Genomic DNA, 23,013 nt, shown 5'->3' on the forward strand with positions numbered 1-23,013 from the left:
AGTGTGCTTGTATAAAAACACACGATAAAATTTATGCTTTAGTAGCGCGCAAAAAATCAAGTATTGATTTATTAACTGCATCAGGCTTTTGAGCATGTAACCAATGTCCAGCGCCGTGAATTATTTTTGCTTTTGCGTTCGTAAAGCGAGACATAATTACTTCTCTATACGTAGGCAAAATATAATCAGATTCATTACCCTTGATAAACAAAGTATCGCATAAACAAGAATCATTTGCTTTAATATCAGCTAAAATATTTTCATATTTTTCATCAAGTGTGGCTAAGTTAAACCGCCATTGAAAATCACCATGCTCATTTTTAGCTAAACTTTTTAATAGAAACTGTCGCACACCTAGTTCTTCTATATCTATCTGCATCAGCTTATCAGCATGCTTACGGTCTGAAATCTTTTGGCTTTCAACACTTTTTAATGCGTTGAAAATTTTTGTATGTCGAGGCTTATAAGCAACAGGAGCAATATCAAGCACAACCAAACGCTCAACTCTATCTTCAAATGAATGAGCCAGTTGCATGGCAACTTTACCCCCCATAGAGTGGCCTACAATATGTGCTCGCTCGATGTTTAAGTTATCCATTAACTCAATAACATCTTGTGCCATGCTAGGGTAATCCATGGTCGTAGAATGAGGTGAGCGGCCATGATTGCGTAAATCAATATTGGTTACTAAAAAATGGTCACTCAATGCATTGGCGATTACATTGAGGTTTTCAAGTGAGCCAAACAAACCATGAATAAGAATAACAGGTTTACCTTGGCCTGTTTGTTTATAATTAAGTCGCATTTAGGTCTCCAGTAAAAGTGTGCTTAGTTTGCCTAGTGAAATAACAAATTGCAAAGCATAGAGAATTAGATTTTGTTTGGGTATAATCAAATTGATAAAGAAATAATATGACCCGTAATGACAGGAATCACATGAAAAAAATTGACATAGACGACGAGCTGTATCAATACATTGCGAGTAACACGCAAAGTATTGGCGAAAGTGCATCAACTATTTTGCGTCGTTTATTAAACCTTAGCGGCGATATTGAACAAACAGCGTCAGATAATCATTTAACAAATGATACAAAAGAACAGCTGGATGTGTCTGAACAACCCAATGAAGAAACGCATACAACAGCTAAAAAAGAGCAAAGTGATGTGTCGTCGGTCACGAAAATGCAGCAAAAAAGCGCTAGTGTCTTTAATGTATTAAATAAAGAAGAACTTGCCATGCAAAAAGGCGTAGTAGGGCGATTTTTGTTTATACTCTCAGCACTACACCGCACCCATAAAGACGGTTTTTCTTCTGTACTTGATATACAAGGCCGTGACCGGGTTTATTTTGCGACGAGTAAAGAAGATCTTGTTAACAGTGGTAGTAGTATGAACCCAAAAAATATCACAGATAGTGAATATTGGGTGATGACAAATTCAAATACAACACGCAAGAAAATGATGTTACATGAGGTGGCGCTGGGTCTTGGTTACAGTGCCGAACAAGCAGAAAAAATTAGAGACTACTTATAAATATAAGGAAATGTAATGGCGATTCACCCAGGTGCAGGTAAACCTGCAACGCAATCAGATTTAGTTAATGTACCAAAACTAGTGTCAGCTTATTATTTAAATGAGCCTGATTTAGAACAGAACCCTGAGCAATGCGTTGCCTTTGGCACATCTGGCCATCGAGGGTGCTCATATGATGTTAAATTCAACGAATCACACATACTCGCCATTACTCAAGCAATTTGCGACTATCGTAAGCAAAACAACATATTTGGCCCGCTTTTTCTGGGTAAAGACACGCACGCACTGAGTGAAGCTGCTTATAATTCGGCAATAGAAGTACTTGTTGCGAATGAAGTTCAAGTAATAACCCAGCAAAACGATGATTTCACACCAACACCTGTGATCAGCCATGCTGTTGTTTGTCATAATAAAGCAAACCCACATGAACTTGCCGATGGTATTGTGGTAACGCCTTCGCACAATCCGCCTGAAGACGGTGGTTTTAAATACAACCCACCTAATGGCGGCCCAGCTGATACCGATGTAACAAAATGGGTTGAAGACCGTGCAAACCAACTGTTACTTGAAGATTTAGTTGAGGTAGAGTTGTTCCCGTTTGCAAAAGCATCCCGTTCAGGTTTTATCAAATATCAAGATTTAATGACACCTTACATTGATGACTTAATCAATGTGGTTGATGTTGAAGCTATTGCTAAGGCAAAAATTAAAGTGGGAATCGACCCGTTAGGTGGTTCAGGTATTAATTTTTGGCCAATCATTGCTGAAAAGTTTAATTTAGACCTTACGGTCGTAAATGAAAGTGTTGATCCACGTTTCGGTTTTATGCCTTTAGATAAAGACGGTAAAATCCGTATGGATTGTTCATCTCCTTACGCAATGACAAATTTAATCGCATTAAAAGATGATTTTGACATTGGTATTGGTAATGATCCAGATTATGACCGCCATGGTATCGTCACACCTGATGGACTAATGAATCCAAATCACTTTTTAGCAGTGGCTATAGATTACTTACTTAATCACCGTGATTGGTCAAATGATGTTGTAATAGGAAAGACTTTGGTTTCTAGTGCGATGATTGACCGAGTTGTTTCTCGCAATAAGCATGAAGTTAAAGAAGTGCCTGTTGGGTTTAAATGGTTTGTAGAAGGACTTAATGAAGGCTCGTTGGCATTTGGTGGTGAAGAAAGCGCAGGCGCTTCGTTCCTTCGTTTTGACGGTACAGTTTGGAATACCGATAAAGATGGTTTTATCATGGGGTTACTTGCTGCAGAAATTCTAGCAGTAACGGGAAAAACACCGTCAACACTTTATAAAGAACTTGAACAAGAATTTGGTGCGCCATTGTATAAGCGTATTGATGCTTCGGCTACTTCACAACAAAAGCAACGCCTTAAAGGGTTAAGTGCGCAGGATGTCAGCGCTGATACGCTAGCAGGTGAGCCAATTTTACAAAAGTTAACTCATGCACCAGGTAATAATGCAGCAATTGGTGGGTTAAAAGTCGTTACAGAAAATGGTTGGTTTGCTGCGCGTCCATCAGGTACTGAAGATATTTATAAAATTTATTTGGAATCTTTTAAAGGCGAAGAGCATTTAGCTTTACTAGAAAAAGAAGCCAAAAAGTTAGTTGATTCAGTAATCAGCTAACCTAAAAAATTGTTGTATAAACGGCTGACTTGATCAGCCGTTTTTGTATTTACTCCACACAAAAGGCGATGAACATGTCAGCCAAATCAGATTATATAGAAGAATTAAAAACCTCTGGGGATTTCCTTACATTAAGCCGCGAAAATGAATGGCACTTGGATGCAGGTGAATTCACTTTAAAAAACGGTACAAAAGTAAGCATCCATGATACGGGAGTTATTGAGTTTCAACCCCCGGGTTCAAGTACCAAAGATATAGTACTCTCTAGTGCAGTCCACGGAAACGAAACTGCACCAATCGAAATATGTGATGAATTAATTAAACTTATCATTAGTGAAGAGTTAGTTTTAGCGCAAAGAGTCTTATTTATATACGGTAACCCGCAGTCAATTAATATTGGTAAGCGGTTTGTTGAAGAGAATTTAAATCGTCTCTTTAATGGCCATCATACAACTGACGATACACCAATGAATAACGAACGTATTCGCGCAGCAAAGCTTGAGCAATATGTGAGTGATTTTTTTGCTAGAGGTGGTGAAGGGCGTTCGCGTTGCCATTACGATTTGCACACTGCAATTCGAGGTTCAAAAAATGATAAGTTTGCAGTTTATCCTTACCTTCATGGTAAACCGTGGAAAAAGTCACAGCTGCAATTTCTATTAAGTTGTGGTGTGAATACGGTATTAATGATGAAGTCAGCGGCAACGACATTTAGCTATTATTCGTCGTACGTTCATGGCGCAGATTCATTCACTGTTGAACTTGGTCAAGTAAAGCCATTTGGTCAAAATGACATGAGTCGATTTTTACAAACCAAGCAAACGTTAACTGCATTAATTAGTCAAGAAAGTGTTGAATATAAGAAGTTTGATGCAAATGACTTTGAGCTGTTTTCAGTGCATCGTTCTATTAATCGTACAGAAGAGGCGTTTTCGTTTCCTTTTTCTGACGATGCAGTTAATTTTACTGGCTTTGCTAAAGGCGAATTACTCGCAACAGATGGTCAGACCTGTTACTACGCTGACGTTGATGGTGAAGCAATCATCTTTCCAAACGCCGATGTAGCACTTGGACAACGGGCGCTCTTAACGGTTGTACCCCTTGAAATTAATAAGAATTTCATTTAAATACATCTCGCTATTTATAGTTAACTATATGATTTAAAATAACAGTTTATATTGTATAGTTAACTTTCCAGTCTTTATCTCGCCATTTACTCTGCATTTGTCTATGATTAGTTGAATAACACTTTACGTTAACGTAAAGTGATGGCAGCTTTAATTTAATTACAGTGCAGTTTTTGCAAACTTTAACCTAGCAAAAAACATCAATAATAATAACTAACCTTTAATGGTTAACCCAATTGGCACTGTAAATTCGACAACAAAAGAAGGTAGGTTATGAGCAACCCAAATAACGTATCGCAGAATATTAGTCATGAACTTGCTTTTATAGATGGTCATGCTTTAAATATTCCAACCTTGAGCATTTTAAACGAGGACGGCGATATTCTTAGCGGTGCAACAGCACCAGATATAGCGAAAAAAACTGCTATTCGCTTATACGAAACGATGCGCTTTATTCGTGCTTTAGATGAACGAATGCAAGCTGCACAGCGTCAAGGCCGCGTTAGTTTTTATATGCAATGCTTAGGCGAAGAGGCCGCTGTTACTGCATCAGCTGCTGCACTTGATCAAGATGACATGATTATGGCTCAATATCGTGAACAAGCAGCCTTGCATTACCGTGGTTTTACTCTTGACCAATTTATGAATCAGATGTTTTCTAATGAACTTGATTTAGGTAAAGGTCGTCAAATGCCAATACACTATGGCAGTGCTGAACTTAATTACATGACTATATCTTCACCATTAGGGACGCAAATTCCACAGGCAACAGGTTACGCTTACGGGCAAAAAATAAAACATATTGATGCAAAAACCGGTGAGTTAAGCAGCAAGATAGACAACGTTACTATCTGTTATTTTGGTGAAGGAGCTGCATCTGAGGGTGACTTCCATGCAGGCTTAAATATGGCGGCTGTTCATAAGTCTCCTGTTATCTTTTTTGCGCGTAATAACGGTTATGCTATTTCGACACCTGCAGATGAGCAATTTAAAGGTGATGGTATTGCTTCACGTGGTGTCGGTTACGGTATTAAGACAATCCGAGTTGATGGTGCGGATGCATTAGCGGTTTTCGCCGCAACACAAAAAGCACGTGAAATTGCCTCAACAACAGGTGAGCCCGTTTTAATTGAATCCATTGCTTATCGTTTGGGAGCACATTCAACATCGGATGATCCAAGTGGCTACCGTTCAAAAGCAGAAGAAGCAAATTATCAAGCTTGCCCAATAGAACGCTTCCGTAAATGGTTAATCAAAAAAGACTGGCTTAACGATGAAGACGATGTAAAAGCGAAAGAGCAAATTCGTGAAGATATCTTAGCTGCATTGAAACGAGCTGAAGTGGTTGAAAAACCAGCCTTAGAAGAATTAATCTCGGATGTTTACGATACGCCAATCCCGTCATTGCAACGTCAATATGAGCAGCTTAAATCACATATAAAACAGCATCCAGACGCATACCCAGTTACTGCAGGGAGAATTAAGTAATGGCTAAAATGAATATGTTACATGCAATTAATTCAGCCCTTGATATTACGATGGCAGAACATCCTCAAGCCTGTATTTTTGGTGAAGATGTGGGTTATTTTGGTGGCGTTTTTCGTGCGACATCGGGTTTACAAGAAAAGTATGGCCAACATCGTGTTTTTAATACGCCATTAACTGAGCAGGGTATATTGGGTTTTGCTAATGGTCTTGCGGCGTTCGGTGCGCCAGCACTAGCTGAAATACAGTTTGCTGATTATATTTTCCCTGCATTTGACCAAATAGTGAATGAATCAGCAAAATTCCGTTACCGCAGTGGTAATGAGTTTAATGTTGGTAATCTAACAATTCGTACACCTTACGGCGGTGGTATTGCAGGTGGGTTGTACCACTCGCAATCTCCAGAAGCATACTTTGCACATACCCCAGGGCTTAAAATTGTAGTACCACGTAACCCATACCAAGCAAAGGGGCTATTGCGTGCATCAATTAAAGACGATAACCCGGTTATATTCTTTGAGCCTAAACGTTTATATCGTGCCTCTACAGGTGAAGTTCCAGAAGAAGATTACAGTATTGAACTTGGAAAAGCTGAGGTTGTAGAGCAAGGAAGTGACGTAACATTACTTGCTTGGGGCGCACAAATGGAAATTATTGAAGATGCAGCTAAGCAAGCAGCTGAGCAAGGTATCAGCTGTGAAGTGATAGATTTACGTAGCATACTGCCTTGGGATCTTGACACCATTGCCAAGTCAGTTACGAAAACAGGGCGATTAGTAATAAGCCATGAGGCACCTATCACGAACGGCTTTGGTAGTGAGATAGCTGCAACTATTCAACAAGAATGCTTCCTACATTTAGAGTCTCCAATCTTGCGAGTATGTGGGCTTGATACACCTTACCCGCTGGCACTTGAGAAAGAATATGTGCCAGATGCATTAAAAGTACTTGCTGCCATTAAGCAATCGGTCGAATTTTAGGAGTTATCATGGCTAAAGATTTTATTTTACCGGATATTGGTGAAGGCATTGTTGAATGTGAAGTTGTTGAATGGCTAGTATCTGAAGGTGACACTGTTGCTGAAGATCAACCGATTTGCGATGTAATGACAGATAAAGCATTGGTACAAATACCCGCTGTTCATGATGGTGTAATTTCAAAATTATATTATCAAAAAGGTGATATTGCTGCTGTTCATGCGCCGTTATTTGCAATGGAAGTTGCTGGTGAAGAGACAAAAACGCCAGAGATTGAAAAACCAAGCGAGGGCGCAGAAAATAGTAGCTCTGCTGAGCAACTCGAAGACTTTATCTTACCCGATATTGGTGAGGGAATTGTTGAATGTGAAATCGTTGAATGGTTAGTGGCAGAAGGCGAACAGATTGAAGAAGATCAAGCTGTTTGTGATGTGATGACGGATAAAGCCTTGGTGCAAATACCAGCAAAGCATACAGGTACAGTTCATAAACTTTATTACGCAAAAGGCGAAGTAGCACAAGTCCACAGCCCTTTGTTTAAAATGAGCATAGCTGGGACGCAGCAAGAAAATGTTGATGTTAACGAAGCCGTTGTTAAAGCACAGACCAATGCAATAGAGCCAAAAGCGATGGTTGCAAAAAATCAGAGCGCTAAAGTGGTTAATAAAAAAGCAGTGGCATCTCCTGCGGTTCGTCGTAAAGCGCGTGAGATGGATGTTGATCTGACATGTGTTCCAGGCAGTGGCAAGAATGGACGGATTTACAAAGAAGACATTGAACAATTTGTAAATGGCCAAGTACCAAACACCATTGATACATCGCCGCTTAAAGAAGACGCAAGCGAACAAAGTGTTAATACATCTTCATTAGGTGGCACCCGTGTTGAGTCAATAAAAGGCATTAAAGCTGCCATGGCTAAGCAAATGGTTGCTTCTGTGAGCACTATTCCTCATTTTACTTTTTGTGATGAAATAGATCTGACAGAATTAATTACACTACGTAGTTCTTTAAAAGAGCAATATAAGCAGCAAGGTGTAAAGCTTACGATGATGCCGTTTTTCATCAAAGCACTATCACTTGCACTTAAAGAGTTCCCTGTACTCAATACAAAGGTAAATGACGAGTGTACTGAGCTTACGTATTTTGATGATCACAATATTGGTATGGCGGTTGATTCTAAGATTGGTCTTTTAGTGCCTAATATTAAACAGTGCCAATCTAAAAGCATTGTTGATGTGGCTAATGCGGTAACGCGTTTAACAGAGGCAGCAAGAGAAGGGCGCGTTAGTCCAGATGACTTAAAAGGCGGTACTATCAGCATTTCAAATATAGGTGCTATTGGCGGTACTATAGCCACGCCTATTATTAATAAGCCAGAGGTAGCAATTGTTGCGCTGGGCAAATTGCAGCATTTACCTCGGTTTGATTCAAAAGGAAACGTGGTTAGTAAAGCGATTATGCAGGTGAGTTGGTCAGGTGATCACCGAGTGATAGATGGTGGCACCATTGCTCGCTTCAATAACTTGTGGAAATCCTACCTTGAAGAGCCCGCGAAAATGATGATGGCTATGAGCTAGCACTATTAAAGAAACCAGCTGAGGCTGGTTTTTTTATGTCTGAATTTTTATGTACATAAAAAATATTGCGTTTTAGCGAATAATTTGGAGGTTTATCTCAAAAGGGTTTTAACATTATGTTAGCTATCGTACTGTGTTAATACCTAATAAGAAAAGAGCATCAACCATGTTTACTACAGGTAATAATAAAATTAAGCGTATAAATTCAGCACTTTTGTTAAGTGGCTTGTTTCTGGCAAGTCCGACTTTTGCTACACAGCCTTCCTACCAAGATCAACAAAAGTTACATGATATTGCTCAAGCTGTATCAGCCTCACGAATAGAAAGTGATATTCAAACACTTGTCGACTTTGGTACTCGTCATACATTGTCTGAAACACAATCCAATACACGTGGTATTGGTGCTGCGAGGCGCTGGATAAAAGCTGAGTTTGAGGCAATATCTAAACAATGTGGTGGCTGCTTAGAAGTCATTGAAGTGAAAGATACTATTTCTGGTGAAAAGCGTATTCCTAATCCTGTTGAAGTGGTAAATATTATTGCTATTCAGCGAGGTGTGGATGAGCCAAATCGTATGGTGATGATGTCGGGAGATATTGATTCACGAGTAAGTGATGTAATGGATTTTACTAGTGATTCTCCAGGGGCTAACGATAATGCATCGGGTGTCGCAGGTGTTATAGAGTCTGCTCGTGTGTTATCAAACTATAAATTTAATGGCTCTATAGTGTATGCGGCGCTTTCAGGTGAAGAGCAAGGTTTGTTTGGTGGTAAAATACTAGCAAAACATGCCCAGCAGCAAGGTTGGCAAGTCCATGGCGTATTGAATAACGACATGATAGGCAATATTACCGGTATTAACGGTGTCACCGATAACACAACTGCACGTATATTCTCTGAAGGTACGCGAGTAGTTGAAACCAAAGAGCAGGCTCACAAACGCCGCTTTACCGGTGGTGAAGTAGACTCTGCAAGTCGAAATCTTGCACGTTATATTGATACTATGGCAGACAGGTACATCCCAAATTTAGATACTATGTTGGTCTACAGGCTCGACCGTTTTGGCCGCGGCGGCCACCATCGTCCATTTAATGATATGGGGTATGCTGCGGTTCGAGTTATGGAAACCAATGAAAATTATAACCATCAACACCAAGATTTACGTACAGAAGACGGCATTGTTTATGGTGATACTATCGATGGTGTCGACTTTGATTATGCAGCTAAACTGACATCGCTTAATGCTGTAAGTCTTGCTTCGATGGCATGGGCGCCTGCGCCACCAAAGGGTGTAGAAATTTCAGGTGCTGTGCAACCGAGTACGCATTTAAAGTGGCAAAAAAACACCGATAAGGCAACAGCAGGCTATAGAATTTACTGGCGTTACACCAGTGAACCACAATGGCAGTTTAGCCGCTATGTAGGTGATGTAAGCCAAGCAACGCTTAAAAATGTAGTTATCGATAATTATTACTTTGGTGTAGCCGCAGTAAATAAAGACGGTATAGAATCTCCTGTGGTATTTCCTGGAGATGTGGGTGCATTTGAATAGAAAGATATATATCTAAATCACCTCAAGAGTCGATATGCGTTGGAATTAAAAGCTATTTAGGCAAGGCATTGATTTTAATAATTGTTGCTCCACTATTAAAATCAACAACGCATTATAAATCGCTTTAACCCAACCCCATAACTGTCTCACAGGAACTTATTTTAATAGTTGTTACTTTTTAAAAGTGACAACTACTCTTGCAAAGAAACACTTTTATATTATGTGTCAAACGCTGAGTTCTGTATTGAGGTGGTTTGGGTGTAGTTCTCCTTTTAGGTGATCGATTATTAATGTATGCACTATAAATATATAAGTATTGATTAAATTAGGATTTACGATGCAATACCTGGATCGGATATTAACTAAATTAAAAGATAAAAATTCAGGCGAAGATGAGTTTATTCAAGCGGTAGAAGAAGTCCTTGTGTCTTTAACATCGGTTTTAGATGAAGATGAGGCATACCAGCAGCTAGCAGTGGTGGAAAATTTACTTGAACCGCAAAGGCAAATCATGTTTCGGGTACCTTGGCAGGATGATAATGGGCAAGTTCATGTTAATCGTGGATACCGTATTGAATTTAACTCAGCCTTAGGACCTTTTAAAGGAGGTTTGAGGTTTCACCCTAGCGTAAACGCCAGCGTAGTTAAGTTTTTAGGATTTGAACAAACACTTAAAAATGCTTTAACAGGTTTGCCTTTAGGTGGGGCCAAAGGGGGCGCTGATTTTGATCCTAAAGGTAAAAGTAATATCGAAATTATGCGCTTTTGCCAATCGTTTATGACTGAAATGAGCCGTCACATAGGCCCTACTACCGATGTACCTGCGGGGGACATAGGGGTTGGTGCAAAAGAAATAGGCTATCTTTTTGGCCAATATAAACGATTAACCAATCGCTTTGAAGGAGTCATTACTGGCAAGAGCTTAATAATGAACGGCTCTGAATTACGTAATGAGTCAACAGGCATGGGTATCGCTTATTTTATTGAAAACATGCTCCAAGCTAAAAATGACACTGTTAAAGATAAATGTGTGCTGGTGTCGGGGGCTGGCAATGTGGCAATCCATTTAATGAAAAAGCTCGATACCATGGGCGCTAAAGTACTTAGTTGCAGTGATTCCAAAGGCTGTATTTATGCACCCGAGGGTCTAGATATTGGTTATATTGAATCTCTTAAAGCTCAAGGTAAATCGCTTTGCAGTTATATTGATGCATTTTCAGGAGCGTCATTTACTTCGGTTGATGACTATCCAGAAGATGGCCATGCTGTATGGCGCTATGAATGTGATATTGCGGTACCTTGTGCAACTCAAAATGAATTATCACAAGCTGATGCCCAAGCCTTAACTAACAATGGCTGTATGCTAATTTGTGAAGGGGCTAATATGCCCTGTACTGCAGACGCAATTAGCCACTTTAAACAAAACAATACTTATTTTGGCCCAGGCAAAGCTGCGAATGCGGGTGGGGTGGCTGTAAGTCAATTTGAAATGGCACAAAATGCGAGTATGCAAAGTTGGCCTAAATCTGACGTTGATGAAAAATTACAAAACGTGATGAAGCATATATTTACTACAATTCGTAATACTGCCAATGAATATGGCTGTGAAAATGATTTAGCCACAGGTGCCAATATTGCAGGGTTTAAACGTGTGGCAGCGGCAATGCTTGCTCAAGGCGTTGTATAACATGTGTAAACCAAGTTTGTAGAATTACAATGCAAGTGCATTACTAATCGATTGCAAATTGTTACAGCTAAAGTCCAATTTATGTTTGGGCTTTAGCTGTAACTCTTGCATTTAAACAGTTGAGACAAAAATAATACTTTGTAACCTTAACAGGTTTTAAGGTTGAGTTCTCAGCCGGGACTTTTGTATTGCTCCACTAGGTAACAAGCTTTGTTGCGCAATTAAAATTACTCTTATTATTGCAGATTTTAAAAAGGGCTCAGCCTCTAACGCTTTCAAATTACTTATAAAGAATTGTGATGTTTGCTTTTATTTGTGCTTTGCATTTTTCTTGTGCTCAATGGATGAAAAAGATAGATAAAAAGAACCAAGTTACAAAGCGCCACTCGGTAGCATGGCTGCAGTATCAAACCTAACCTGCGTGAGGTTAGGTTTGTTAATTTATGCTAACTACGCAAATGCAGTTTCATGAATTTCTTCTTGCATTTGCTCTCGCATTTTAAATTTTTGAAGTTTACCGGTTACAGTCATCGGGTATTCTTCAACAAAACGTATATGCTTTGGCACTTTAAAATAGGCGAGCTTATCTTTTAAAAATAAACGAATGGCGTCTTCATTAAGTACAGCACCTTCACTTGGCTGGATCCAAGCACACACTTCTTCTCCATACTTTTCATCCGATATGCCAAATATGGCAGCATCTTGGATGCCAGGGTAGGTATACAGCACTTCTTCGATCTCCCGTGGAGAAATGTTTTCACCGCCACGGATGATCATATCTTTAATACGACCAACGATAGTAACAAAACCTTCCTCATCCATAACAGCTAGATCGCCCGAATGAAGCCAACCGTCACTATCAATAGTTGCTGCTGTTTTTTCTTCATCGTTCCAATAACAGCGCATAATACCAGCACCTCGGCTACACACTTCACCGGGAAGGCCTATTTTTTGTATATTACCAACCTCATCAATAATTTTAACTTCAGTATGCGCTAAGGCACGGCCAACAGTACTGACTTGTTTTTCTATCGGGGAGTCTGTTTCTGTTACATTATTAATAGGACTACACTCTGTTTGGCCGTATCCAATAACTACTTCTTTCATATTCATTAGCGTGTGCACTTTACGCATTACATGCTCAGGGCATGTGGAGCCAGCCATAACACCAGTGCGTAAACTAGATAAGTCGTAATTAGCAAAATCTTTGTGTTCAAGCTCTGCAATAAACATGGTCGGTACACCATGAAGGGCGGTACAGCGCTCTTTTTCAACTACATCAAGGGTTGTTTTGGGATCAAACGAGTCACTTGGAAAAACTGCTGTCGCACCTTTACTAATACACACTAAATTACCCAGCACCATTCCAAAGCAATGATATAAGGGGACTGGAATACAAAGCTTGTCGTCTTTGGTGAGCTTCATCGCTTGTGCCATTAAAAAGCCATTATTAAGAATGTTCTTATGCGTAAGTGTTGCGCCTTTAGGATTTCCAGTAGTGCCAGAGGTAAATTGAATATTGATATCTTGGTTGGCGTTTAAGGTTGCAGCTATTTCAGCTAGCTTGCTTTGATGTGCATCTGTAGGCATCGCCATTACATTGCTAAAGCTAAACATACCGGGGCTAGACTCGTTACCAATGCGTATTATGTTCTTTAAATGGGGTAGGTTTTTACTACAAATATTTCCAGGCTCTGTGGTTGCAAGTTCTGGGATTAATTCGTTAAGCATTGCAAGGTAATTGCTTGCTTTAAAATTGGACGCAGTAATAAGTGTTGAACACTCGACCGTATTAAGCGCATATTGTAATTCGTTGGGTCTAAATGCAGGGTTGATGCAGACCATAATTGCGCCAATTTTTGCGGTTGCAAATTGAGTTAAAGACCATTCAAGGTTATTCGGCGACCAAATACCCACTCTATCCCCGGGTTTTACACCTAACGCAAGTAATCCCATAGCCAATTGATTAATTTGTTGCTGATATTGTTTGTACGTGAGACGAATATTTTGATGACTAACGACAATAGCGGGATGTTCAGGGTTATTGTCGACAATGGTGTCAAAATAACTACCGATTGTTTGGTTAATTAAGGAACAAGATGTAGCGCCTTTAAAATAGCTTTGTTCAAGAGGAATTTTATTATCGTATATTTTATCTGTTTGACTAGCGTAGTGAGTAGCTTGCATATGTGTGCTCCGTGTCATTGTTGTGAGAGTGTACAATGTTAGAAAAGCACAAATTGTCGACAAATGAAAGTGAGGTACGACCAATGTCGCAATCTTAATTTGCAGAAAACAAAAAACGCGAGGAGCATAGAACACATAAAGTGAGTTGCTCTCTCGCGTTTAATTAATCAATAAAATAGCGATTGCTATCGTTATTTACGCCTCGTCGTGGCGGTATGTTTTTCGCATTATGTATACATATGCGTTAATAAAAGCGGTTTCTTGATACTTTTTTAGCCCTGTTTCTTCAAAATCAATAGGAACAGGGTTACGCTTTAATTGCTCTTTAATTAGTGTAGGGCTTAGTACTTGTACATCCAAATTTTCAATTAGCTGAATGGCTGTTTCCATTTTAAAACCCTTGGCGCTACCAGCAAATTTTCCTTTTGGTTGGCGCTCACGGATAGCAACTGAATCAATTTGGTAATCTTGCATTAATTTTGCAAAATCAAATTGAAATTTACGCATTACTTCAGTGTCGTTACCATTACCCAGTGTGAACCGAGTTTGGCGTACATCGCGTATATCAAATACATCATTATCTTTACTTAAAATACACAGTAATACATCACTACCTGTAATTTCAACACCGCACGTTCTCATTGCTAACTCTCTTACTTGCTAATTTATTGACAGTATATCAATTAATAATATTAAAAGCAGTGGATTTTAAAAACGGATTTCGATTCCAATGCCTCCATGATCGCTGCTACAGATGTCTTCATCATGTTGCTCAGCATTTAAGTGAGCGTTAAAATTCAGGTAGTCTAGAGATTTTACTTTGCCAAGTGCACAGTCGGCATTGAAATGACCTGAGACTAAAATGTAATCTAATACATTCGCGCGGCCTTTATAGTAATGACTCGCGGGTTTGGTCACCCCTTTTTGATACTGTGTGCTCAGTGAAAAAGCATCACTTAAGCCCACAATCGGTTGGGAAAATTCTCTACAAGGTTCGCAGCGGGTAGGGTGAAACCCTTGTGTCATAAATGCAAGTGCCGGGCTCTGAATATTGTCATTAAAATCGCCCATCACGACTGTTGCACAATTGTTTTCACGTTGTGTCTTTAAAGCATCGTAATAAACAATAGATGCCTCCAACGAGCGTGAAATTTGAGATTGCATCATGCCAACTGTTTGTTGCAGTAATACAAGCAATGGATCTTCTTGGTTATGAATATTAAGTATGTGCGACATTGAGTGAACGCGTTGAGATTTAAAATGGACTACATAAAAATATACTGCCCCTAAACCATCCAGCTCAAAGCGACATTTTATCGGTGTGCGATTAAACTTAAACTCATTTTGATTATTAAGATACTCTAATAATTCTGGGCATGGACTAAGCGCTTGCGAATCATGAATCGGTATTTTTGAGGCAATAGCAACGACTGGGTTAAATAATACTTGCGGGTAAAGATTATCACTTTTTGGTGTTGTCACAGTTTCAAAGTAGTCATAGCCTTGCTCTTTACACAGAGTTTGCAATGATTTGATGCTAAACACTTCTTGAAAGGCTACAACGTCAGCACGACTTTGGATTAAAAAGTCTTCAATGAATGTTTGTTTTTTCTGCCATTGAGTTGTGTTATAACGCTCATGTAATTGATAAAAGGAATATGGTGGTGCTGCGTAATTAAGTAAATTTAGGCTGGCGAATCTGATTGATTTACTGACGGACATAATTGTTTCTCGCAGCTGAAATTAGCTTAAGTATGAAATGAAGCGCTTATTTGTCAATTTGTCGCTGTAAATACTTGTATTTCACTGTTTCAGACGCGACAATATAGCTGCACTTAGCAAGACTCAACAGGTGCATTAACCGTAAATGGTTAACGATAACAATGCTTATTCGTAAAAGCGTTGTGGAGTTACTTTTTTTAATTTATTTAAATACATGTGATGCATTGTAGGCGTCACCACTGTACAAAGGATTTATAATGCCAGTTATTACCCTCCCTGACGGCAGTCAGCGTAGTTTTGAAAACCCAGTTAGTACTTTTGATGTAGCCAACGATATTGGTCCAGGCCTTGCTAAAGCAACCATTGCTGGTCGTGTTAATGGCGAGCGAGTTGATGCATGTGATTTAATTAATGAAGATTCGCGCTTAGAAATCATTACCGCGAAAGACGATGATGGCTTAGAAATCATTCGCCACTCATGTGCTCACTTAATAGGCCATGCTGTTAAACAGTTATTCCCTGAAGCAAAAATGGCCATTGGTCCAACTATTGATAACGGATTTTATTACGATATCGATATGGAACACTCACTAAGTCAAGAAGACTTAGATGCCATTGAAAAGCGCATGTTACAACTTGCAAAAACAAACTACGACGTAGTGAAAAAAACCGTCAGCTGGCAAGAAGCGCGCGATGCATTTGAAGCGCGCGGCGAAACATACAAGATTGAAATCTTAGACGAGAACATCGCTAAAGATGACCGCCCAGGTTTGTATCATCATGAAGAGTATGTTGATATGTGTCGTGGTCCTCACGTACCAAATATGAAGTTCTGCCAACATTTCAAAATTATGAAAGTGGCGGGTGCTTATTGGCGTGGTGATTCTGAAAACAAAATGCTGCAACGTATTTACGGCACAGCTTGGGGTGATAAAAAGCAACTTAAAGCGTACTTAAAACGCTTAGAGGAAGCTGAAAAACGCGACCACCGCCGTATTGGTAAAGCGCTTGATTTATGGCACTGGCAAGAAGAAGCGCCAGGCATGGTATTTTGGCACAACGATGGTTGGAGCATTTACCGTGAACTTGAAGAGTTTGTACGTGAAAAACTACGTGAGTACCAATACGAAGAAGTAAAAGGTCCAATGATGATGGACCGTTCGTTATGGGAAAAATCGGGTCACTGGGATAAATATTCAGATGCAATGTTTACCACTGAGTCTGAAAAGCGTGAGTATGCAATCAAGCCAATGAATTGCCCAGGACACGTGCAGATTTTTAATCAAGGTTTAAAATCTTACCGTGACTTACCACTACGTATGGCTGAGTTTGGCTGTTGTCACCGTAATGAACCGTCAGGCGCCTTACACGGGCTAATGCGTGTTCGTGGGTTTACTCAAGATGACGCTCACGTTTTCTGTACAGAAGACCAAGTGATGGATGAAGTATCATCATGTATCAAAATGGTTTACGACACGTATGAAACGTTTGGCTTTGAAAAAATAGTTGTTAAGCTTTCTACACGCCCTGAAAAGCGTATCGGCGAAGACGACGTTTGGGATAAAGCCGAGCAAGCACTGGCTGATGCACTCAAAGCAAATGACATAGAATTTGATTATTTACCGGGTGAAGGTGCCTTCTACGGTCCTAAAATTGAATTTACTTTGTACGATTGTTTAGACAGAGCGTGGCAGTGTGGTACAGTGCAACTAGATTTTGCATTACCTGGCCGTTTAGGTGCTACTTATGTTGCTGAAAACAACGAACGTCGTACACCGGTAATGATTCACCGTGCTATACTTGGTTCAATTGAACGTTTTATCGGTATTTTAACCGAAGAGTATGCAGGTTTATTCCCTACGTGGCTTGCACCTAAACAAGTGGTGATTATGAATATCACCGATAAACAAGCGGATTATGTGCACGAAATTGTACAAAAATTAAATAAACTTGGAATTAGAGCCGCTGCTGACTTGAGAAATGAGAAGATTGGCTTTAAAATCCGTGAACATACATTAAAACGTATTCCTTACTTACTTGTTGTTGGCGATAAAGAAGTTGAACAACAAGAAGTGGCAGTACGTACCCGCACAGGTGAAGATCTGGGCAAATTTAACGTTGATGATTTCGTCGCTAAAATCAGTGAAGAAATTAAAAATCGACAATAAAAATCCGGTGTGCAGAGCATTAACACAACTGCTAACTGCACACTTATTATTTGATATTCTTGGAGGAACGTACCATTAGAGGCGGCAAGAAAGGGCAACAAACAGCTCAAAAAAATCGTATCAACGATGAAATTACAGCTAAAGAAGTTCGTTTAATCGACATCGAAGGCGAGCAAGCTGGCATTCAAACATTAAGAGATGCGCAAGCTATGGCTGATGAAGCAGGTGTTGATCTAGTAGAGATCAGCCCAAATGCTGAGCCGCCTGTGTGTAAGGTCATGGACTACGGTAAGTTCATCTTTGAAAAAAGCAAAGAACTAAAAGAGCAGAAGAAGAAGCAAAAGCAAATCCAGATAAAAGAAATCAAATTCCGTCCAGGTACGGATGAAGGTGATTATCAGGTTAAGCTTCGTAACTTACGTAAGTTCTTAGAAGCGGGTGATAAAGCTAAAATCACTATTCGTTTCCGTGGCCGTGAAATGGCGCACCAAGAAATTGGTATCGAACTACTAAACCGTATTAAAGCTGATTTAGAAGAACTCGCACAAGTTGAGTCTTTCCCAAATCGTGTTGAGGGACGTCAAATGGTTATGATGATGTCTCCTATTGCTAAAAAGTAATAAACGAGCTAAGATACGCACCGAATTTAGCTCAGGTCTGCAAGTAATATGCGAATATTCACCTGAGTTAACCGGTTTTAAAGTAAAACTGCAGCATTTATGTTGAGTTTTCACCGGAATATGGCAGTAAGTTAGGCCTAAAAGTGGAGCTATAGCAATATATCTCACGCCTGCTTACTAATTTTAAAGCAATACATTTGGAGTTATTGCAATGGCTTATAAGCTAAAAAGTCACAGAGGCGCAGCTAAGCGTTTCAAGAAAACTGCTTCTGGCGGTTTCAAGCGTAAACAAGCGCATCTTCGTCACATTCTGACTAAGAAAACTTCTAAGCGTAAGTTACACCTACGTCCTAAGATGATGGTTCATAAGAATGACCATGGTCTAGTTTCACGTATGTTACCATTCGCTTAATAGGGGTTTTTAGAAATGGCAAGAGTTAAACGCGGCGTTGTCGCACGTGCACGTCACAAAAAAGTTTTAAAACAAGCAAAAGGTTACTACGGAGCACGTTCACGTGTTTACCGCGTAGCTTTCCAGGCTGTTACTAAAGCGGGTCAATACGCTTACCGTGACCGTCGTGCTAAGAAACGTACATTCCGTCAATTATGGATTGCACGTATCAATGCTGCATCACGTCAAAATGGTCTGTCTTACAGCCGTTTTATCAATGGTCTTAAAAAGACTTCTGTAGAAATTGATCGTAAGATCCTTGCAGATATCGCAGTTTACGACCAAGTTGCATTCGCAGCGCTTGTTGCAAAAGCAAAAGAAGGCCTAGCGGCAGCTTAAGCTTTTACATATAAGTATTGAAAAGGAGCCTTAGGCTCCTTTTTTTGTGGAAAAAATAAAATTTTGCGGTAAGCCTCTTAAAAAGCAAGATAGGAAGTAGTGATTTAACTTCTACTAAGCCGATATAATAATTACAAATAAATGAGGTAAAAATATATTTTGAATTGGCAATCTCTAGTTGATGACCGCCAACGCTTCTTTTGGGTTCTACAAGTTGCAGGTTGGATAGGTTATGCTCTCGTAAATTACATTGGCTCAAAAGTCTTTGAAATGCGTGATATTTACGTATTTGTCATTGTGCTTAACGCTTACGCCGGATGTTTAATGACGGTGCCACTTCGTTATATGTATCGAAAAGCATGGAATGCATCTCCTTGGGTTTTGATGCTTGTTGTATTTAGTGCGTCCTACGTTACCGGCACATTATGGGCAGTGGTGCAAAAGTTTAATTTATGGGAAATATACCGCCATGGATATAGACCTAATGAATGGTTTTATTATTTTCAGCAAGGTCTAGATTCAGTTTATATAATTTTATGTTGGAGCGGCCTTTATTTTGGTATTAAATATTACCAGTTATTACAAAGTGAACGCCAAAAAGCATTAAAAGCCACCACAATGGCCCATGAAGCACAGCTTAAAATGTTGCGCTATCAGCTCAATCCTCATTTTTTGTTTAATACCCTTAATGCAATTTCTACATTAATTTTGGTTAAAGAAAATAAAGACGCTAACTTAATGGTGTCCAAATTAAGTGATTTCTTAAGGTATACATTAAATACCGATCCAATTAAAAAAGTACCACTAGAACAAGAAATACACGCATTAATGTTATACCTTGAGATAGAGCGTGTTAGGTTCGATGAGCGTTTAAAGGTTAATGTAGAAGTAAGTAATGAGGCAAAAAATGCCCTTGTTCCGAGTTTAATATTACAACCCATTATTGAAAACGCGATTAAATACGCAATTGCCCACCTAGCACAGGGTGGTGAGATTGACATAAAAGCACAAGTATTTGCTAATGAACTATTATTGGAAGTAGGCGATAATGGCCCTGGTACTGAGTTGTCGAATGGCCAGTTAGTTAATGCGCAAGGAGTGGGTATTGCAAATACCAAAGATCGTTTAAAAACCTTGTATGAAAACAACTATTCGTTTGTATTGTCACATAATACGCCAAGTGGATTAAAAGTAAATCTGCGCGTTCCATTTGAGAAGGCTATGAAAAAATGAGCAAGATTAAAACCCTAATTGTCGATGACGAACCTTTAGCACGTAGAGGCTTAGCAGTAAGGTTGGAAGAGTTTGAGGAAATTGAGGTTATAAAACTGTGTAATTCAGGTCAAGAGGCTATAGATGCTTGTCATGCAGAGCAGATAGATTTAGTTTTTTTAGATATTCAAATGCCAGGAATGAACGGTTTTGAGGTAGCAAGAGCACTCAGTGAGAGTGTAAGAGCATTACCCGCTATTGTATTCGTAACGGCGTTTGATCAGTTCGCGGTCAAAGCGTTTGAAATACATGCTTTAGATTATATTCTTAAACCAGTCGATGACAACAGACTAAAACAGGCGGTAGAAAAAGTGCATACTTATTTAAAAACTCAACAAGACAACGCCCATAAGAAGAAATTAGCTAGTTTTGTAGCAGGTATTACAGGAAATAATTGTGAAGAGATTTTAAAGAAGTTAGCCACTGGCGATACTTTATCAGATAAACGTTATCCCGAGTCTCTAGCTGTAAAAGAGCAGGGTGAAATTATCAGAGTGCCTGTTGCAACAATTCAGTGGGTTGATGCCGCTGGTGATTATATGTGTTTGCACTGCCAAGATGGCCAGACCCATATATTGCGCAAAACTATGAAAGAGCTTGAACAAGAGTTAGATCCTAAATTATTTGTAAGGGTACATAGAAGCGCAATTGTAAATACGAAACAAATAAGCAAGCTCGTAACACAGGTAAGTGGTGAATATTTACTAGTTTTAGATAATGGCCAAGAGCTGAAGGTAAGCCGTAGCTATCGAGATAAAGTGAAGGCTGCACTTGCAAGTTAATTTCAATATAGATTAATTAACTAACAATTTATCGATTAAAAACGCGAGCAACTATGCTCGCGTTTTTGATTTAACAATTCTATTAGGCAACAGTTACAATTTTCATGGTATTGGTTGCACCGATTGTTTCCATCGCATCACCGTGAGTAATAATTACGGTATCGCCTGTGCTAAGTGAGCCGTCGGCAACGAGTGTACTAAGTGCATCTTTAACCATGTTATCTTTTTCACACTTTGTAGAGTCAAAGAATACAGGGTAAACACCGCGATAAAGCGCTGTCTGACCTAGTGTACTTGCATGACGTGAAAGAGAGAAAATAGGTAAACCTGAGCTAATACGTGACATTAGTTTAGCTGTACTACCTGATTCAGTCAGCGTTACGATAGCTTTGATTGAATCTAAGTGATTAGCTGCATACATTGCAGACAAGGCAATTGATTCAGCGTTTGAAGAAAAACGGCTATCTAAGCGGTGTTTAGAAACGTGGGTTTCTTTTTGTGACTCTGCCCCAAGACAAACACGCGCCATTGTGGCAACGGTTTCTTCAGGGTAATCACCCGCAGCAGTTTCTGCTGAAAGCATCACAGCATCTGTGCCATCTAGTACTGCGTTTGCAACATCCATAACTTCTGCACGCGTTGGCATAGGGTTATCGATCATTGATTCCATCATCTGTGTAGCGGTTACAACCGTACGATTAAGAGAACGGGCACGGCTTATAATGAGTTTTTGTTTTCCCATTAAAGCAGCATCACCTATTTCAACACCTAAATCACCACGGGCAACCATGACAGAGTCTGATGCAAGCACGATATCATCTATGGCTTCAACACTTTCAACAGCTTCGGCACGTTCAATTTTTGCTAAAAGTTGTGCTTTAGAACCAGCTGCTTCTGCAAGTGAGCGAACATAACGCATGTCATCGCCACTACGAGGGAATGATACTGCAATATAATCAACATCGATTTCAGCGGCTGTTAGCAAATCTTCTTTATCTTTTTCGGTAAAGGCAGGTGCTGTTAAACCACCACCTAGACGGTTAATTCCTTTGTTATTTGATAAAACACCGCCAACAGTAACAGTGGTATGTACTAAGTGGCCTTCTACACTTTGTACTGTTAATTGAATTAAGCCATCGTTTAATAATAACAAGTCACCAGGTGCGACATCTTGTGGCAATTCTTTATAATCAATACCAACTGCGTTTACATCGCCTTGGCCTTTTTCCATTTGTGCATCAAGTATAAACTTAGCACCTACTTCTAAAGTTACTTTACCTTCTTTAAATGTAGAAACACGAATTTTAGGTCCTTGCAAATCAGCCAAGATAGCAACGTGCTTGCCTAAGTTATTCGCGATATCACGAACAGCTTGTGCGCGGTCTTTATGATCTTGTGCTACGCCATGTGAGAAGTTCAAACGCACTACGTTTGCACCAGCACGGATTATTTTTTCTAGGTTGTTATCACGATCGGTTGCAGGTCCAAGGGTAGCGACTATTTTTGTGCGTCTAAGCATCAAATTCTCCTGTGGGCTTACTAAGTAAGCAGGTTGACGGTTATATTCGTTTTAAATATTTATGTTTCATACACAAATATTGGGTTTTAAGGCAGTGAGAACACAATATATAAACAAAGTGTTATTTAAATGCTGCCAATATTTATACAAAATTAATATTACGACATTATGACACCGGTGTCAGACTCAGTCAATGTCCTATTTGATGTTAAATAATCCCTGTGGTGCTCGTTGTTTGATATAATACTTCAGTGTGCATTAAGGGCGGTTGCTTTAACTCAGGCTCGCAATTTTAAGTGGCTTGGGTATAATGCGCGCGGTATTATTTTCATTTACTAACCAATAGTTGTTACCGAGGAGGA

Annotated in this window: 19 protein-coding genes; 14 read left to right on the plus strand and 5 right to left on the minus strand. The window is 39.5% G+C overall.

All coding sequences use genetic code 11. From position 1 onward, the window contains the following. Positions 1 to 31: 31 nt before the first annotated feature. The gene (locus ACHUE3_RS04940) at positions 32 to 805 is read right to left on the minus strand and encodes an alpha/beta fold hydrolase (protein WP_394190768.1); all 774 of its coding nucleotides are present in this window, start codon (positions 803 to 805) and stop codon (positions 32 to 34) included. 131 nt (positions 806 to 936) lie between these two features. Here ACHUE3_RS04940 and seqA point away from each other — a divergent pair, with 131 nt between their 5' ends. From seqA to gdhA, 8 genes are all read left to right on the plus strand, one after another. Further along, entirely contained in the window at positions 937 to 1,533 is a 597-nt protein-coding gene (gene seqA / locus ACHUE3_RS04945; RefSeq protein ID WP_394190770.1) for a replication initiation negative regulator SeqA, read from the plus strand. Positions 1,534 to 1,548: 15 nt separating this feature from the next. Next, positions 1,549 to 3,186, plus strand: a complete 1,638-nt coding sequence (gene pgm, locus ACHUE3_RS04950) for a phosphoglucomutase (alpha-D-glucose-1,6-bisphosphate-dependent) (protein ID WP_394190772.1) — start codon at positions 1,549 to 1,551, stop codon at positions 3,184 to 3,186. A gap of 74 nt (positions 3,187 to 3,260) precedes the next feature. Further along, the gene (gene astE / locus ACHUE3_RS04955; RefSeq protein ID WP_394190774.1) at positions 3,261 to 4,313 is read left to right on the plus strand and encodes a succinylglutamate desuccinylase; all 1,053 of its coding nucleotides are present in this window, start codon (positions 3,261 to 3,263) and stop codon (positions 4,311 to 4,313) included. A 273-nt stretch (positions 4,314 to 4,586) separates the two neighbouring features. Continuing rightward, complete coding sequence (locus ACHUE3_RS04960; protein WP_394190776.1) at positions 4,587 to 5,801, plus strand: thiamine pyrophosphate-dependent dehydrogenase E1 component subunit alpha; 1,215 nt, start codon at positions 4,587 to 4,589, stop codon at positions 5,799 to 5,801. After that, positions 5,801 to 6,778 (plus strand): alpha-ketoacid dehydrogenase subunit beta, encoded by a 978-nt coding sequence (locus tag ACHUE3_RS04965; protein WP_058558710.1) that lies wholly within the window; start codon positions 5,801 to 5,803, stop codon positions 6,776 to 6,778. The genes ACHUE3_RS04960 and ACHUE3_RS04965 overlap by 1 nt, the downstream gene beginning before the upstream one ends. Before the next feature lie 8 nt (positions 6,779 to 6,786). Then, positions 6,787 to 8,352 carry a dihydrolipoyllysine-residue acetyltransferase gene (locus tag ACHUE3_RS04970; RefSeq protein WP_394190778.1) on the plus strand — a complete coding sequence of 522 codons (1,566 nt, stop codon included), beginning with the start codon at positions 6,787 to 6,789 and terminating at the stop codon, positions 8,350 to 8,352. 166 nt (positions 8,353 to 8,518) lie between these two features. Continuing rightward, entirely contained in the window at positions 8,519 to 9,904 is a 1,386-nt protein-coding gene (locus ACHUE3_RS04975) for a M28 family peptidase (protein WP_394190780.1), read from the plus strand. 337 nt (positions 9,905 to 10,241) lie between these two features. Continuing rightward, a complete protein-coding gene (gene gdhA / locus ACHUE3_RS04980; protein ID WP_394190782.1) occupies positions 10,242 to 11,591 on the plus strand; it encodes an NADP-specific glutamate dehydrogenase in 1,350 nt (449 codons plus the stop codon). Between the two features lie 450 nt (positions 11,592 to 12,041). Here the strand turns inward: gdhA and ACHUE3_RS04985 are convergent, their stop codons facing one another. The 3 genes from ACHUE3_RS04985 to ACHUE3_RS04995 form a co-directional block, all read right to left on the minus strand. Continuing rightward, positions 12,042 to 13,778 (minus strand): AMP-binding protein, encoded by a 1,737-nt coding sequence (locus ACHUE3_RS04985; protein WP_394190784.1) that lies wholly within the window; start codon positions 13,776 to 13,778, stop codon positions 12,042 to 12,044. Between the two features lie 195 nt (positions 13,779 to 13,973). After that, positions 13,974 to 14,420, minus strand: coding sequence for a DUF3010 family protein (locus tag ACHUE3_RS04990; RefSeq protein ID WP_135475309.1), 447 nt, complete (start codon positions 14,418 to 14,420; stop codon positions 13,974 to 13,976). A 66-nt stretch (positions 14,421 to 14,486) separates the two neighbouring features. After that, positions 14,487 to 15,500: an endonuclease/exonuclease/phosphatase family protein gene (locus ACHUE3_RS04995; protein WP_394190786.1), complete on the minus strand. Its 1,014-nt coding sequence runs from the start codon at positions 15,498 to 15,500 to the stop codon at positions 14,487 to 14,489. Positions 15,501 to 15,757: 257 nt separating this feature from the next. Between ACHUE3_RS04995 and thrS the strand changes: the two genes are divergently transcribed. The 6 genes from thrS to ACHUE3_RS05025 all read left to right on the plus strand — a co-directional run bounded on the left by thrS (position 15,758) and on the right by ACHUE3_RS05025 (position 21,132). Further along, a complete protein-coding gene (gene thrS, locus ACHUE3_RS05000; protein WP_394190788.1) occupies positions 15,758 to 17,668 on the plus strand; it encodes a threonine--tRNA ligase in 1,911 nt (636 codons plus the stop codon). Between the two features lie 59 nt (positions 17,669 to 17,727). After that, positions 17,728 to 18,288, plus strand: coding sequence for a translation initiation factor IF-3 (gene infC, locus ACHUE3_RS05005; protein WP_082665370.1), 561 nt, complete (start codon positions 17,728 to 17,730; stop codon positions 18,286 to 18,288). A 211-nt stretch (positions 18,289 to 18,499) separates the two neighbouring features. Then, the gene (rpmI, locus tag ACHUE3_RS05010) at positions 18,500 to 18,700 is read left to right on the plus strand and encodes a 50S ribosomal protein L35 (protein ID WP_004587840.1); all 201 of its coding nucleotides are present in this window, start codon (positions 18,500 to 18,502) and stop codon (positions 18,698 to 18,700) included. 15 nt (positions 18,701 to 18,715) lie between these two features. Beyond that, a complete protein-coding gene (rplT, locus tag ACHUE3_RS05015) occupies positions 18,716 to 19,078 on the plus strand; it encodes a 50S ribosomal protein L20 (protein WP_008110477.1) in 363 nt (120 codons plus the stop codon). Positions 19,079 to 19,237: 159 nt separating this feature from the next. Continuing rightward, positions 19,238 to 20,311 carry a sensor histidine kinase gene (locus ACHUE3_RS05020; protein ID WP_394190791.1) on the plus strand — a complete coding sequence of 358 codons (1,074 nt, stop codon included), beginning with the start codon at positions 19,238 to 19,240 and terminating at the stop codon, positions 20,309 to 20,311. Beyond that, positions 20,308 to 21,132 carry a LytR/AlgR family response regulator transcription factor gene (locus ACHUE3_RS05025; protein WP_394190793.1) on the plus strand — a complete coding sequence of 275 codons (825 nt, stop codon included), beginning with the start codon at positions 20,308 to 20,310 and terminating at the stop codon, positions 21,130 to 21,132. The genes ACHUE3_RS05020 and ACHUE3_RS05025 overlap by 4 nt, the downstream gene beginning before the upstream one ends. Positions 21,133 to 21,214: 82 nt before the next feature. Here the strand turns inward: ACHUE3_RS05025 and pyk are convergent, their stop codons facing one another. After that, entirely contained in the window at positions 21,215 to 22,651 is a 1,437-nt protein-coding gene (gene pyk, locus ACHUE3_RS05030; protein WP_394190795.1) for a pyruvate kinase, read from the minus strand. Positions 22,652 to 23,013: the final 362 nt, after the last annotated feature.

It is taken from the genome of Pseudoalteromonas atlantica (genome assembly GCF_043641955.1).
Lineage (GTDB): Bacteria > Pseudomonadota > Gammaproteobacteria > Enterobacterales > Alteromonadaceae > Pseudoalteromonas > Pseudoalteromonas atlantica_A.

Excerpts from the sequence above, each read along its gene's own strand:
- ACHUE3_RS04940 (WP_394190768.1), bottom strand. The coding sequence starts at position 805 with ATGCGACTTAATTATAAACAAACAGGCCAAGGTAAACCTGTTATTCTT.
- ACHUE3_RS05025 (WP_394190793.1), top strand. The coding sequence starts at position 20,308 with ATGAGCAAGATTAAAACCCTAATTGTCGATGACGAACCTTTAGCACGT.
- rplT (WP_008110477.1), top strand. The coding sequence starts at position 18,716 with ATGGCAAGAGTTAAACGCGGCGTTGTCGCACGTGCACGTCACAAAAAA.
- ACHUE3_RS04965 (WP_058558710.1), top strand. The coding sequence starts at position 5,801 with ATGGCTAAAATGAATATGTTACATGCAATTAATTCAGCCCTTGATATT.
- ACHUE3_RS04995 (WP_394190786.1), bottom strand. The coding sequence starts at position 15,500 with ATGTCCGTCAGTAAATCAATCAGATTCGCCAGCCTAAATTTACTTAAT.
- pgm (WP_394190772.1), top strand. The coding sequence starts at position 1,549 with ATGGCGATTCACCCAGGTGCAGGTAAACCTGCAACGCAATCAGATTTA.
- ACHUE3_RS04990 (WP_135475309.1), bottom strand. The coding sequence starts at position 14,420 with ATGAGAACGTGCGGTGTTGAAATTACAGGTAGTGATGTATTACTGTGT.
- ACHUE3_RS04960 (WP_394190776.1), top strand. The coding sequence starts at position 4,587 with ATGAGCAACCCAAATAACGTATCGCAGAATATTAGTCATGAACTTGCT.
- gdhA (WP_394190782.1), top strand. The coding sequence starts at position 10,242 with ATGCAATACCTGGATCGGATATTAACTAAATTAAAAGATAAAAATTCA.
- astE (WP_394190774.1), top strand. The coding sequence starts at position 3,261 with ATGTCAGCCAAATCAGATTATATAGAAGAATTAAAAACCTCTGGGGAT.
- ACHUE3_RS04970 (WP_394190778.1), top strand. The coding sequence starts at position 6,787 with ATGGCTAAAGATTTTATTTTACCGGATATTGGTGAAGGCATTGTTGAA.
- ACHUE3_RS04975 (WP_394190780.1), top strand. The coding sequence starts at position 8,519 with ATGTTTACTACAGGTAATAATAAAATTAAGCGTATAAATTCAGCACTT.
- ACHUE3_RS04985 (WP_394190784.1), bottom strand. The coding sequence starts at position 13,778 with ATGCAAGCTACTCACTACGCTAGTCAAACAGATAAAATATACGATAAT.
- rpmI (WP_004587840.1), top strand. The coding sequence starts at position 18,500 with ATGGCTTATAAGCTAAAAAGTCACAGAGGCGCAGCTAAGCGTTTCAAG.
- pyk (WP_394190795.1), bottom strand. The coding sequence starts at position 22,651 with ATGCTTAGACGCACAAAAATAGTCGCTACCCTTGGACCTGCAACCGAT.
- thrS (WP_394190788.1), top strand. The coding sequence starts at position 15,758 with ATGCCAGTTATTACCCTCCCTGACGGCAGTCAGCGTAGTTTTGAAAAC.
- seqA (WP_394190770.1), top strand. The coding sequence starts at position 937 with ATGAAAAAAATTGACATAGACGACGAGCTGTATCAATACATTGCGAGT.